Source organism: Streptomyces solicavernae (assembly GCF_029968095.1).
In the GTDB taxonomy this organism is placed as follows: domain Bacteria; phylum Actinomycetota; class Actinomycetes; order Streptomycetales; family Streptomycetaceae; genus Streptomyces; species Streptomyces solicavernae.
The window spans coordinates 56187-68397 of the sequence record NZ_JASCIR010000008.1 but is presented as its reverse complement, the minus strand read 5'-3'; the positions used below and the strand labels follow the sequence as shown (position 1 = coordinate 68397).

General features: G+C 71.5%; 11 protein-coding genes and 1 tRNA gene. 8 read left to right on the top strand and 4 right to left on the bottom strand.

Features of this window, described 5'->3' with window-relative positions:
• Window positions 1–169: 169 nt before the first annotated feature.
• Window positions 170–829, top strand: a complete 660-nt coding sequence (locus QIS99_RS12245; RefSeq protein WP_282513249.1) for a bifunctional DNA primase/polymerase — start codon at window positions 170–172, stop codon at window positions 827–829.
• Window positions 820–893 (top strand) — tRNA-Lys (locus tag QIS99_RS12240). Before QIS99_RS12245 ends, QIS99_RS12240 begins: the two co-directional genes overlap by 10 nt.
• Window positions 894–968: 75 nt before the next feature.
• On the opposite strand, the gene QIS99_RS12235 is transcribed toward QIS99_RS12240, so the two are convergent.
• Window positions 969–2252: a M6 family metalloprotease domain-containing protein gene (locus QIS99_RS12235; RefSeq protein WP_282513248.1), complete on the bottom strand. Its 1284-nt coding sequence runs from the start codon at window positions 2250–2252 to the stop codon at window positions 969–971.
• A 302-nt stretch (window positions 2253–2554) separates the two neighbouring features.
• On the opposite strand from QIS99_RS12235, the gene QIS99_RS12230 reads away from it, so the two are divergent.
• Window positions 2555–4537: a putative bifunctional diguanylate cyclase/phosphodiesterase gene (locus QIS99_RS12230; protein WP_282513247.1), complete on the top strand. Its 1983-nt coding sequence runs from the start codon at window positions 2555–2557 to the stop codon at window positions 4535–4537.
• Here QIS99_RS12230 and QIS99_RS12225 read toward each other — a convergent pair.
• The 3 genes from QIS99_RS12225 to QIS99_RS12215 all read right to left on the bottom strand — a co-directional run bounded on the left by QIS99_RS12225 (window position 4516) and on the right by QIS99_RS12215 (window position 7426).
• Window positions 4516–5601, bottom strand: a complete 1086-nt coding sequence (locus tag QIS99_RS12225) for an LLM class flavin-dependent oxidoreductase (RefSeq protein WP_282513246.1) — start codon at window positions 5599–5601, stop codon at window positions 4516–4518. The two genes, QIS99_RS12230 and QIS99_RS12225, sit on opposite strands and share 22 nt — an antisense overlap.
• A gap of 125 nt (window positions 5602–5726) precedes the next feature.
• Window positions 5727–6461, bottom strand: a complete 735-nt coding sequence (locus QIS99_RS12220) for a maleate cis-trans isomerase family protein (RefSeq protein ID WP_282513245.1) — start codon at window positions 6459–6461, stop codon at window positions 5727–5729.
• A gap of 74 nt (window positions 6462–6535) precedes the next feature.
• Window positions 6536–7426 (bottom strand): maleate cis-trans isomerase family protein, encoded by an 891-nt coding sequence (locus QIS99_RS12215; RefSeq protein ID WP_282513244.1) that lies wholly within the window; start codon window positions 7424–7426, stop codon window positions 6536–6538.
• A gap of 602 nt (window positions 7427–8028) precedes the next feature.
• On the opposite strand from QIS99_RS12215, the gene ehuB reads away from it, so the two are divergent.
• The 5 genes from ehuB to QIS99_RS12190 all read left to right on the top strand — a co-directional run bounded on the left by ehuB (window position 8029) and on the right by QIS99_RS12190 (window position 12194).
• Window positions 8029–8958, top strand: a complete 930-nt coding sequence (ehuB, locus tag QIS99_RS12210) for an ectoine/hydroxyectoine ABC transporter substrate-binding protein EhuB (RefSeq protein ID WP_282513243.1) — start codon at window positions 8029–8031, stop codon at window positions 8956–8958.
• Window positions 8955–9689, top strand: a complete 735-nt coding sequence (gene ehuC, locus QIS99_RS12205; protein ID WP_282513242.1) for an ectoine/hydroxyectoine ABC transporter permease subunit EhuC — start codon at window positions 8955–8957, stop codon at window positions 9687–9689. Before ehuB ends, ehuC begins: the two co-directional genes overlap by 4 nt.
• Window positions 9686–10336 (top strand): ectoine/hydroxyectoine ABC transporter permease subunit EhuD, encoded by a 651-nt coding sequence (gene ehuD, locus QIS99_RS12200; protein WP_282513241.1) that lies wholly within the window; start codon window positions 9686–9688, stop codon window positions 10334–10336. The genes ehuC and ehuD overlap by 4 nt, the downstream gene beginning before the upstream one ends.
• The gene (gene ehuA, locus QIS99_RS12195) at window positions 10326–11162 is read left to right on the top strand and encodes an ectoine/hydroxyectoine ABC transporter ATP-binding protein EhuA (protein ID WP_282513240.1); all 837 of its coding nucleotides are present in this window, start codon (window positions 10326–10328) and stop codon (window positions 11160–11162) included. Before ehuD ends, ehuA begins: the two co-directional genes overlap by 11 nt.
• A 273-nt stretch (window positions 11163–11435) precedes the next feature.
• Window positions 11436–12194, top strand: a complete 759-nt coding sequence (locus tag QIS99_RS12190; protein WP_282513239.1) for an IclR family transcriptional regulator — start codon at window positions 11436–11438, stop codon at window positions 12192–12194.
• Window positions 12195–12211 lie beyond the last annotated feature (17 nt).

Here is a 12211-nt window from a genome sequence, read left to right as displayed (position 1 = left end):
CGCAGTCCCGTACACGCTCAACCGGCGCAGTCCCGTACACGATCAAGCAGTCCCGTACACGCTCAACTGGCATATGCCGACGGGCAAGATACTCCATACCGCCCCGACCTGTCCCCGTTTCCGGCAACCCACAGGAACGGAGCGGTCGCTCCCGGTAAACCTGTCGGACATGAGCGCACGCCGGAGCCACCTCAGCGAACCCGCACCCACACCCGCACCCGCCACCACCACCACCGCGGCGGCGACGGCCGTCCTCGACCGCGCCACCGTGGTCACCGCCGACGGCGCGAGCTGGCTAGCCTCCGCGTCCACGCACCCGCGCAGCACGCTCGCGCTCTGGGAGTCCCGCCCGCACGCCCCGGTCGTACTGCCCTGCGGCTCCGCGTTCGACGTGGTGAGCGTGCCCGCCGTCTTCGGCCGGCGCATGCTCGACCGGCTGTGGGACGAGGGCCCCGGCTCCGGCCCGGTCGCCGCGCACCGCGGCCGGATGCTGGTCTTCGCCGCCCCCGGCACCGCGCAGCGCCTGCCGTCCCTGCTCGCCTGGGAGGAGTGGAGCCCCGCCGTACCGGCCCCGCTCTGCCACGGCACCGGCGACGCGGTGACCGTCCCGCCGCTCACCCCGCCCGACGAAACCGCCCCCACGGAACGTCTCGGCTCCCGCTGGCTGGTCGCGCCCGACACTCGCCATCCGTGGCTCCCGGGGCCCGAGGCGCTGCTCTGGGCGAGCGTCCGCGTGGCCCGCGCGTTGGCCGGTGGGGCGGTCCGCATATCGATTTTTCCTCCCGCCGACCAGGATGCTAGGGTCTACGACGTCAGCAGGCGCCGCTAGCTCAGTTGGTTAGAGCAGCTGACTCTTAATCAGCGGGTCCGGGGTTCGAGTCCCTGGCGGCGCACCGACAGTCGAAGGCCCCTCGCGTGAGCGGGGGGCCTTCGTGCTGCCCGGACACGGCGAGCAACCACCACACCTCTCACGTCGTGATCTTCACCGTCCAAGCCCCCGACCGGGACCGTTTCACGACCTCCACCGCCAGCGACTCCCCCGGCACCGTGAAGCGCTCCCCCAGCTTCACCGGGGCGTCCGCGAGCGGCGGGTAGACCGACTCGTCCCAGCAGGCCTCGGACTCCGGATGGGCGTCGATCACCTCGACCGGGCCCGCGCCGGAGGCCGGTTCGTTGCGGACCCGGTAGAGCAGGACACCCTCGGTGCACGTCGTCCGGTCATTGCCCACGGAGCTGCGGGCCTCGACGGCGATCGCCGAGTCACGGCCCGTACGGACGACCGCGAGGCGCGTGCCGCCGGTGCGGCCCTCGGGGACGGGAGCCGCGACCGGCTCCAGGGTGACCAGACCGTCGTCGTCGCCCTGGACACAGCGCACCTGCTCCGGGTCGAGCCAGCCGAGCTTCCACTTGTGCCAGCCGAAAAGGTCCGGCGCAAGCCCGAACTGGCTTCCCATCACGTCCCAGTCGCCGACGTACGTGTCCCAGTCGCCCTTGCCGTCCGCGGGCCGGTGATAGAGGTCCGGCAGGTCGAAGACGTGGCCGGTCTCGTGGGCCAGGACGAGCCGGTCCGGCGGGTGCCGCTCGAAGACGGTGACGACCCGGCGGATGTCCGTGCCGTCGGCGCGCAGCGGCCGGTCGAAGTTGACGACCTTCGTGGCGTCCGAGTCGACGCCGGGCGCCTGTGGGTCGGCGACGAAGTAGACGACGTCGTACTCGCCGAAGTCCACCTTCGGATCGGCGGCGGCGAGCGCGTCCTGGAGGTAGGCGCGACGGTGGGCCGGGTCCCAGTCGCGCGCTATGGCGTACGCGCCGGAGCTGCGCGGCATCGTCGTCCACTCCGGCTGCGGGTGCGCGCGCAGCGTGAACCGGCCGTACGAGGCGCGCTCGAAGAAGCGGCTGGTGGCCGGAAAGTGGTCGGCGGCCAGCTCCGCGGGGGTGAGCGTGGGCCTTGAGTCCGGGAAGGACAGGAAGACCATGACCGCGTCGAGGCGGCGCTCCGGCTTGGGGTAGGCCGAGTTCCAGGTGTCCAGGCCCTCCGAGTGGTGTGCCGGGGTGCGCTCCAGGGCGCAGGGGGCCGCGGACGGTTCGGCGCTCGCGGGGCCCGCCACCAGGGACGTCGCGGCGAGGGCCGCGAGCGAGGTGAGGACGGCCGCGACGCTGCGCGCGCGGGGCGAGGGCCCCCCTGCACGAGGGTGGCCCCCGAGGGGGTGCCCTGCACGAGGGTGACCCCCGAGGGGGTGCTGACGCGGCACGTCGACCTCCGGTGGGACAGCGGAACACCCCACCCAGCGTGCGACGTTTTGCCCTGCTTCGCCCTGTTCAGGTGCCCCGGTCGAGTGAGCGGGCCCTCCGGAAGGCGTTCACGTACCGTCACCGCGCGTGAGCGGCTTGGCCGAGAAGCGGTCGGGTCGCATCAGTGGTTGTCAGGGCAGGGACCGGTCCGGACAGAAGCGGTCAGACGTCAACGGGCCTACCCCGCAAGGGAATCCGGAACATCCCCCCGAGGGGCACTCGATACCGTGGCGGAGCTGGATCGGCGCTCCGACCAGCCTCTATGATCGGCACACTTTCCGGCCGACCCAGACCTGTACGAGAACCAACTGCCCTACGGGAGCGAGCGGTGAGCGGAACGTCCGAAGGGCCGGCAACCACGGCGACGGCCACCACACACGCCGCACAGCCGACCGGCACAACACCCCAGAACGTCACGGAACGTCACCATCCGGGGGCCGGCAGCCACCCGGCACCCCCGGCACCCCCGGCACCCCCGGCACCCCCGGCCGACCGGCGCCCCGCCGACCCCGAGCTGCGCGACTACCGCGCCGCCTTCCACGCCGCCCACCTCGCCCTGGCCGTCGTCGACCGCGAGGGCCGGGTCAGCCGGGCCAACGACGCACTCGGCGCCCTCCTCGGCACCCCGGCCCCCGAGCTCACCGGGCAGGCCGCCGCCGACCTGGTCGGCCTCGGCTCGGACACCCGTACGTGGCACACGTACCGCGAAGTGCTGCGCGGGCGGCAGGCCCGGCTGCGCTGCACCCGACGGCTCAAGCACCCCGAGGGGCACTCGCTGTGGGCGCAGGTGACCGTGGAGCCGATGCCGGACAGCGGCGGGGTGCTGCTCGCCGTGGCGGACGTCAGCGCGCGCCGCGAGCTCCAGGCGCGGCTGCGGCACGTGACGATGCACGACCCGGTGACCCGGCTGCCCAACCGCACCCTGTTCTTCGAGCGGCTGGCGGCGGCCCTGGAGTCGGCCGCGTACGAGGAGGGCGGGACCGGGCGGATCGGGCTCTGCTATCTGGACCTCGACGGGTTCAAGGCGGTCAACGACACCCTCGGGCACCGCACCGGCGACCGGCTGCTCGCGGCCGTGGCCGAGCGACTGACGCGCTGCGCGGACCGGGCCGCGTACGGCCGGGGCGGGGCGCCGCTGGTGGCGCGGCTCGGCGGGGACGAGTTCGCACTGCTCGTGGAGGACTCGACGGGGACGGACCAGGTCGCCGACCTCGCCGAGCAGGTCCTGTACGCGCTGCAGGACCCCTTCGACCTGTCCGGCCAGCGGCTCTCGCTCTCCGCGTCGATCGGGGTGGTCGAGCGGCGCGCGGCGGGCACGGGGACGACGGCCCTGATGCAGGCCGCGGACACGACGCTGTACTGGGCGAAGGAGGACGGCAAGGCCCGCTGGACGCTCTTCGACCCGGAGCGCAACGCCCACCGGATGACCCGCCAGGCGCTGTCGTCCACGCTGCGGCCGGCCGTCGAGCGGGGCGAGTTCGCCCTGGAGTACCAGCCGCTGGTGGGGCTCGCGGACGAGGCGCTACGCGGGGTGGAGGCGCTGGTGCGCTGGCATCACCCGCGGTTCGGCACGCTGTCGCCGCACCGGTTCATCGCCCTTGCCGAGGAGGACGGCTCGATCGTGCAGCTCGGGCGCTGGGTCCTGCGCACCGCCTGCCGGCAGGCCAGGCGCTGGCAGCTGGAGCGGCCCGACCTGCCGCCGGTCTTCGTCAGCGTGAACGTCGCGGTGCGCCAGGTCTGGGACTCCGACCTGGTCACCGATGTCGCCGAGATCCTTGCCGAGACCGGACTCGCGCCGGAACTCCTGCAGTTGGAGCTCACCGAGTCCGCGGTGATGGGCTCGGCCGGGCGCCCGCTGCAGGCCCTGCAGGAGCTCAGCGACATGGGCGTGCACATCGCCATCGACGACTTCGGCACCGGCTACTCCAACCTCGCCTATCTGAGCCGGCTCCCCGTCTCCGTACTGAAGCTGGACGGTTCGTTCGTCCGCGGTTTCCAGTACGAGACGGGCGACGGGCGCGGGCACGCCAATCCGGCCGACGAGACCATCGTCGAGGCGCTGGTGCAGCTCGCCCACAAGCTGGGGCTCACGGTCACCGCGGAGTGCGTGGAGACCGCCGGGCAGGCGGCACGCCTCAGGCGGATCGGCTGCGACACCGGACAGGGCTGGCTCTACTCCCGCGCGGTCCCGCCGGAACGGATCGCGGCACTCCGGACACGGCCTCAGAGCCTCGGCAACCGATAGGCGTCCGCGATGAGTCCGTAGGAGCGGACGCGGGCCTCGCCGCCGTGGGCGTTGGCGGTGAGCATCAGCTCGTCGGCGCCGGTGCGCTTCTGCAGGTCGTCGAGGCCGGTGCGGACCTCGTCCGGCGTTCCGTGCACGACGTTCTTCAGCCAGCCGTCGACGAACTCCCGCTCCATCGGGCTGTAGTCGTACGCCTGAGCCTCCTCGGGCGTCGGCACGAGACCGGGCCGGCCGGTGCGGAGGCGGAGCATCGACAGGGCGCCGGTGAGTACCTGCCGGCGGGCCTCCCGCTCCTCGTCCGCGGCGAGCGCCGCGACACCGATCAGGGCGTACGGGGCGGAGAGGACGGCCGAGGGCCGGAAGGACTCGCGGTACAGGTCGAGCGCGGGCACCGTGTTCTGCGCGGAGAAGTGGTGCGCGAAGGCGAACGGCAGGCCGAGCATGCCGGCGAGCCGGGCGCTGAACCCGGAGGAGCCGAGCAGCCAGACGGAGGGGCGGTCCGCGGACTGCACTCCGCCGGGCGAGGTCGCCTGCACCGGACCGGGGACGGCGTGGATACGGGCGTACGGGTGCCCGTCCGGAAAGTCGTCGTCCAGGAAGCGGGTCAACTCGGCGAGCTGCTCGGGGAAGTCGTCGGCGCCCTCGTTCAGCCGTTCCGTGCGGCGCAGGGCGGCCGCGGTGGCGCCGTCGGTGCCGGGGGCGCGGCCGAGGCCGAGGTCGACGCGGCCCGGGGCGAAGGCCTCCAGGGTGCCGAACTGTTCGGCGATCACCAGCGGCGCGTGGTTGGGCAGCATCACACCGCCCGAGCCGAGGCGGATGCGGGCGGTGTGGGCGGCGAGGTGGGCGAGGATCACGGCCGGACTGCTGGAGGCCACGCCGGGCATGGAGTGGTGCTCGGCGACCCAGTAGCGGTGGAACCCGCGGCTCTCGGCGAGCCGGGCGATCTCCACTCCGGTGCGGAGGGCCTCGGTCGCCGTGTGGCCCGCGCCCACCGTGGCCAGGTCGAGGACCGACAGAGGCACCGGTGCCTCGCCCTGCGGGGTGCCGTGAATTCCCGTGCTCACCGGGGTGCCTCCTGCGTTGCGTACGTACGTGGGTGTGCACCCGGCGCCAACAGGAGGCCGTCTCCGGTTATTCCCCGCAGCGGTGGGAAACCCAGTACTCCAGCCGGACAGGGCCTAGCTAGGCCCTAGCTCACCTGCACGATCGGCTCCCGCGTGAACAGCACCCCAAGCGCCGGCGCGTTCACCCTTCGTCCCGCGAGGCGCAGCCCCTCCCAGACCGTGACCTGGTTGGCGGTCAGGACCGGCTTGGCCAGCTCGCGCTCCAGGTCGCGGACGTACGCCGCCGTGTGCAGGGCCGTGTCCGGCAGCAGGACCGCCGCCGCGTCGGGGTGGTCGCCCGCGCGGGCCAGGGCAAGGACCTCCTCGTACCCCCAAGTGCCCACCTCCGCCGCGGTGATGATGCCGCTGCCGCGCATCGCGGCGACGTCGATGCCGGCCGCCCGCAGGAAGGTGACGAAGTGCCCGGCCACGTCCTCGGGGTACGTCGCCGCGACCGCGACGCGCTCCGCGCCGACCTCCCGGGCCGCGTGCGCGAAGGCGAAGGACGTGCTGGACGCGGGCAGGCCGGCCGTCCTGGCCAGGTCCCTGACCTGGTCGTGCGCGCCCTCCCAGCCGAAGACGAAGCTGCCGGACGTGCACGCCCACACCACCGCCTCCGCGCCGGAGAGCCGCAACTCCTCGACGCCCGCCGCGAGCCGGTCGGCCGCGCCCATGCGGAGCAGCGCGTCGACCCGGTGGGCGTCCTCGCCGATGTCGGTGTGGATCACGGCGAGGCGGATGTCGCTGCCGAGCAGCTGCTCCATCCGCGGGTAGTCGTCCTCGGCGGAGTGTCCCGGGTACAGGAATCCGAGTGCGGTCATCGCTTGCGTCCTCCGTGCTGCTCGGTCGTACGAGTGGGGCGGGCGCCGGGCCTTGCCGGTCCGGCGCCCGGGGCTCACTCGGCGCCCGGGAAGTCGGGGAACACCGGCGGCTCCGGGAACGCCGGGGGCTCGGCGAAGCCCGTCGGTTCCTCGGGGGCCGCACCGGCGGTCGCCGGGGCGTCCGCCCTCGGCGCGTCCGCGAGTGGCGCGTCCGCCCGCAGCATGCGCCGCGCCGACTCGTCGATCAGTGTCTGGTACGGCCCCACCGCACCGGCCCCGATGCGGCGCAGCGCGGCCCACATCGTGACCTGGTTGGCCGAGACGACGGGCATCCGCAGCTCGGCCTCCAGCTGCGGGATCACGTCGTACGTGGGGAGGTTGGTGCAGCTGATGATGAGCGCGTCGACGTCGCGGGGGACCGCGTGCCGGGCCATCTCGACGACCTCGCGGTAGGCCACCTTCCAGATGTGCCGGGTCAGGCCGAGGCCGGTCTGGCTGACCACGGTGATGCCGGCCTCGGCGAGATAGTCCTCCAGGGCTTCGGTCACCGAGGCCGTGTACGGGGTGACCAGGGCGATGCGCTGCGCGCGGAGCTCGGCGAGCGCTTCGAGGAGGGCGCCGGAGGTGGTGAGCGCCGGGACCTCGCCCGCCGCCTCCATCGCCGCGCTCATGGTGCGTTCGCCGGCCATGCCGTCGACGAAGCTGCCGGATGTGCAGGCGTACGCGAGCACCTCGGGCTCGGCGGCGCTCAGCGCGTGCACCGCCGCGCGGAGCGTCTGATGCTCACTGACCAGACGCGCGAGGTCGAGGCTGACCTCCACCGGCACGTACGGCGTCCGGGTCAGGTGCAGGGAGACCTCGTCGGGGACCCAGCGCCAGAGCTCCCGGTCGAGGGCGAAGTCAAAAGGGGCGACGATGCCGATGCCGCGCTGCGGGTGGGGTCCACCCAGGAAGGAGACGTCCATGACAGGCCCTGTTCTGCGAAGGTTCCGAAATGCCAAGAAATGCCGAGAAATGCCAATACGGCAGATGTGACGGAGGGCCGGCCGGAGCCGGGAAGTGGAGCTGGGAGATCCGGCGCTCGCCGGGACGTCGGGACAGATGACGAGCAGACCTCTGAGGGTCACGAAGGGCATCCGAAGACGGATGAAAGTGCCCTTGTTGACGAAGGTAGGTTCCCGTGCCAGCGTGGTCAATCCGCACATCCGCGACGCATCGCCCTCGTGTCGGCAGACCCCCTCGACAGCCTCCCCGACGGACCGCCTGACACCCCCTCCACGACCCCCGCACCGACGCTTTCGCCGACCGCTCGCCGACCGCTCGGCGACCAGTCGACGCCCCTTCGACGCCCCCCCCGACACCCCTTCGGACGGCCTCCCCGGGCGGCCGAACCAGGTTCCGACGTACCGCCCCAAGGGCCCCCAACTGGCCCGAGAACAGCCGGACTCGGGGCATCCCCGGACGGAGCAGCGCGGTGCGGCCGGGCGGCGCAACGGAAGCAGTCCGTCCGGGTCAAGGACTGAAAACGATCGGCATATCTTCCCTCCAGTCGGGTAGCCGCGCGCCCATGGCTCCACCACAGGGGAACAACTCAGGAAGCACAAGAAAAAGCGGACTGCGCCGTCGCTCACTGCTCTCAGGGGCGGCGGCGTTGGGTGCGGTGGGCGCCATCGGCGCGACCACCGGATGCAGCCGTGTGGCCACCGCAGACACCGGTGACGGAGGGCACCTACTGGAGCAGTTGCGAGCGAAGGGGTCCGTGCGTCTCGGGCTCGCGGGCGAGCAGCCGTACAGCTACATCGGCAAGGACGGCGAGATGACCGGCTCCTCGCCCTCCATCGCGAAGCGCATCTTCAAGGAGCTCGGCGTCGACAAGGTCGAGCCATTCCCCATCGAGTTCGGATCGCTGATCACGGGGCTCAACTCGCTGCAGTTCGACGTGGTCGCGGCCGGGATGTACATCAACCCGGAGCGCTGCCAGCAGGTGATCTTCGCCGATCCCGAGTACCAGATGATCGACGCGTTCATCGTGCGCGAGGGCAACCCGAAGAACCTGCACTCGTACAAGGACATCGCGGAGACGGGCGCCAAGATGGCGACCGGCGTCGGGTACGCGGAGATCAAGTACGCGAAGGAGGCCGGCGTCAAGGAGGTCGGCACCTACCCCGACCAGCTCGCCGGTCTGCTCGCCGTGAAGCAGGGCCGTATCGACGTGTTCGTCGGCACCGCGGTGACCGTGTTCAACGTCGTCGAGCAGGCCGGTCCGGGCTCGGGCGTCGAGGCGACCAAGGAGGTGCAGCCGTACGTGGACGGGAAGCCCGTCACCGACGTCGGCGGCTTCGCCTTCCGCAGCCCGGAGACCACCCTGCGGGACGCGTTCAACCGGGAGCTGCACAAGTTGAAGCGCAGCGGTGAACTCCTGGAGATCATGCGGCCGTTCGGCTTCACCAAGGACCAGATGACCACCATCCGTGCCGAGGAGAAGTGCAAGCCATGAGCGACATCACTCCTGGGCTCTGGGAGCTCCTCCTCAAGGGACTGTGGGTCACGTTCCAGCTGACGGTCTACAGCGCGGCGCTCGGCGCCGCCGTGGCCCTCGTCATCGGTCTGGCCCGCACCCACCGACTGTGGATCGTGCGCTTCCTGTCCGGCACCTACTTCGAGATCTTCCGCGGCACGTCCGCGCTGGTCTTCATGTTCCTGGTGTTCTTCGCGCTGCCGATCGCCTTCGGCTGGCAGCTCGTCCCCATGTGGGCCGCCGTCCTCGCGATGGGCCTCACCTACGGGGCGTACGGCTCCGAGATCGTGCGCGGCGCCGTGGCCGCGGTGGCGCCGGCGCAGCGCGAGGCGGGGATCGCCCTGAGCTTCACGCCCGCGCAGTCGATGCGGAAGGTCGTCCTGCCGCAGGCCTGGCCGGAGATGATCCCGCCGCTGAACAACCTCCTGATCGAGCTGCTCAAGGGGACCGCCCTGGTGTCGGTCCTGGGCGTCGGCGACATCAGCTTCGGCGCCCAGCTGGTGCGTAACGCCACCGGCCAGAGCGCGCCCGTGTACACGGTCATCCTGGTCATGTACTTCGTGCTCGCCTTCGTCCTGACCCGCGGCATGCGCGTCCTGGAGCGGCAGGCGAAGGCCGGGATCGGGCAGGCCCCGCCGAAGCGCCGGAAGCTCTCGCTCCGGCAGACGAAGGACCTGGCGACCAGCGGTGGAACGGGTGGTGCAGCATGAAGTGGGACTGGTCCGCAGTGAGTGACTTCATGCCGCGCTTCTGGGACGGCGTGCTCGTCACGCTCCAGGCCCTGGCGCTCAGCGTGATCGTCGCGTTCGCCCTGGGTCTCGTCTGGGCGATGGCGCAGCGCTCGCCGCTCAAGGTGGTGCGCTGGCCGGTGACCGCGATCACCGAGTTCGTCCGCAACACCCCGCTGCTCGTGCAGCTGTTCTTCCTGTACTACGTGCTCCCCGAGTGGAACATCACCTTCTCGGCGCTGACCACCGGCGTCATCGGCCTCGGCCTGCACTACTCGACGTACACCGCCGAGGTCTACCGCGCCGGCATAGACGGTGTTCCGGTGGGCCAGTGGGAGGCGGCCACCGCGCTCAACCTGCCGCGCTCGCGCACCTGGCTCGCGGTGATCCTGCCGCAGGCCATCCGCCGCGTGGTCCCGGCACTCGGCAACTACGTCGTCGCGATGCTCAAGGACTCGCCGCTGATCGCCACGATCGGCGTGCTCGAAATGCTCGGCGAGGCGCGGCAGTTCGGCTCCATCACGTTCCAGATGGTCGAGCCGCTGGTCGTCGTCGGTATCGCCTTCATCGTCATCGCCTACCCGGCCTCTCTTCTTCTCCGAGCCCTGGAGCGTCGCCTTGTCCGCTGACAGCACCCCCACCAACCCGAACGCGAGCACGTCCAAGGAGACCGCCAACCCGGCGGTCGACGGCAGCGAGCTGATCCGCTTCGACAAGGTCACCAAGCGCTTCGGCAGCAACACCGTCCTGGACGAGCTGGACTTCAAGGTCGACTCCGGCAAGCACGTCACCCTGATCGGCCCGTCCGGCTCCGGCAAGACGACGATTCTGCGGCTCCTGATGACCCTGATGAAGCCCGACGAGGGCACCATCAAGGTCGGCGACGCGTACCTCACGCACGAGGACCGCGGCGGCAAGCTCGTCCCGGCCGGCGACAAGCACATCCGCGAGGTCCGCAAGAACATCGGCATGGTGTTCCAGCAGTTCAACCTGTTCCCGAACATGAAGGTGCTGCGGAACATCACCGAGGCGCCGGTGCACGTCCTCGGCCTGTCCAAGGACGAGGCGGAGGAGCGGGCCCGCGAACTCCTCGACCTGGTGGGCCTCGGCGACCGCGGCGACGCCTACCCGACGCAGCTCTCCGGCGGTCAGCAGCAGCGCGTCGCGATCGCCCGCGCCCTCGCCATGCGCCCGCAGGTGCTCCTCCTCGACGAGGTCACATCGGCGCTCGACCCGGAGCTGGTCGCGGGCGTCCTGGACGTGCTGCGGGACCTCGCGCACTCCACGGACATCACCATGCTCTGCGTCACCCACGAGATGAACTTCGCCCGGGACATCTCGGACCAGGTCCTGATGTTCGACTCGGGCCGCATCATCGAGTCCGGCTCCCCGGAGAAGATGTTCGGCGACCCGGACCACGAGCGCACCCGGGAATTCCTCAGCGCGGTCCTCTGAGCCGCCCGGACCCACCCGCCGAAGGGCCCCGCCGACCTCGCGTACGGCCGGGCCCTTCGGCGTGCGCGGGCCGGCCCGGCGGGCCCCCGCGCCCGCACGTGGATCATGGCATTGACCTTGGCATATGCCATTGTGGTGCGTTCCTGCTTGTGACGCCGTACGAGGGCGGGATCACGCCCTGAAACTTGCCAACAGCCCCTCCGCAGACGCCGCTTGGCGGCTATCGTGGTACGGAGCCCAGCTGTCCGGAACCGGTCCATGCAGGGGGAAACCGTGGCGCTGAAGCCAGAGTCGACCGCGCCGTACCACTCGGTGCAGCACGCCCTGCGTGTACTCGAAACCGTGTACCGGCACCCCGCCGGCGTCACGGACATGGAGATCGCACGGCTGACGGGACTGCCACCGAGGGCACTCTCCTCGCTGCTCCTGATGCTCCGCCGCGAGGGTTACGTCCGCCAGACCACCGACGACTCGTACACCACGGGCGACGCGTTCGCGAAGCTCGGCTCCACGGTCGCACACGACGACGCGATCAGGAGCCAGCTCCAGGCCACCCTGGACCGGCTGCGCGACACGGTCGGCGCGGCCGTCTACATCAGCCGGTACATCGACGGCGAGGTGAAGATCACCCAGTACGCCGCGGGGCCCGACGCCCCCGCGGTCAACGAGTGGGTGGACTTCCGCTCCGCGGCGCACGCCAGCGCCGTCGGCAAGAGCCTGCTCACCCAGCTGGACCTCAACGGCCGCCGGGACCACCTCTCCCGCCACAAGCCGGCCCGCCTCACCTCGAAGACGATCACCAACGAGCGGCTGCTCTTCAGCAGACTCGACTCCCAGCCGCCCACGGTCCCGATCCTCGACCTGCAGGAGTACGCGGTGGGCACGGTCTGCGCGGCCGTTCCGATCACCGCGGGCGCCGCCGTCGGCTGCCTGGCCCTGTCGATGCCGATCGAGAGCGCCCACCGCCTGCGCGCCGCGGCCCACACCCTGAACCGCGGGGCGGCACCGGTCCTGCTCTCGCTGGCCATCTGACCCCACGCCGATCAGGC

Coding starts and splice junctions, on each gene's coding strand:
- QIS99_RS12220 (WP_282513245.1), bottom strand. CDS start 6,461: ATGACCGCACTCGGATTCCTGTACCCGGGACACTCCGCCGAGGACGAC.
- QIS99_RS12245 (WP_282513249.1), top strand. CDS start 170: ATGAGCGCACGCCGGAGCCACCTCAGCGAACCCGCACCCACACCCGCA.
- ehuD (WP_282513241.1), top strand. CDS start 9,686: ATGAAGTGGGACTGGTCCGCAGTGAGTGACTTCATGCCGCGCTTCTGG.
- QIS99_RS12230 (WP_282513247.1), top strand. CDS start 2,555: ATGATCGGCACACTTTCCGGCCGACCCAGACCTGTACGAGAACCAACT.
- QIS99_RS12215 (WP_282513244.1), bottom strand. CDS start 7,426: ATGGACGTCTCCTTCCTGGGTGGACCCCACCCGCAGCGCGGCATCGGC.
- ehuB (WP_282513243.1), top strand. CDS start 8,029: ATGGCTCCACCACAGGGGAACAACTCAGGAAGCACAAGAAAAAGCGGA.
- ehuC (WP_282513242.1), top strand. CDS start 8,955: ATGAGCGACATCACTCCTGGGCTCTGGGAGCTCCTCCTCAAGGGACTG.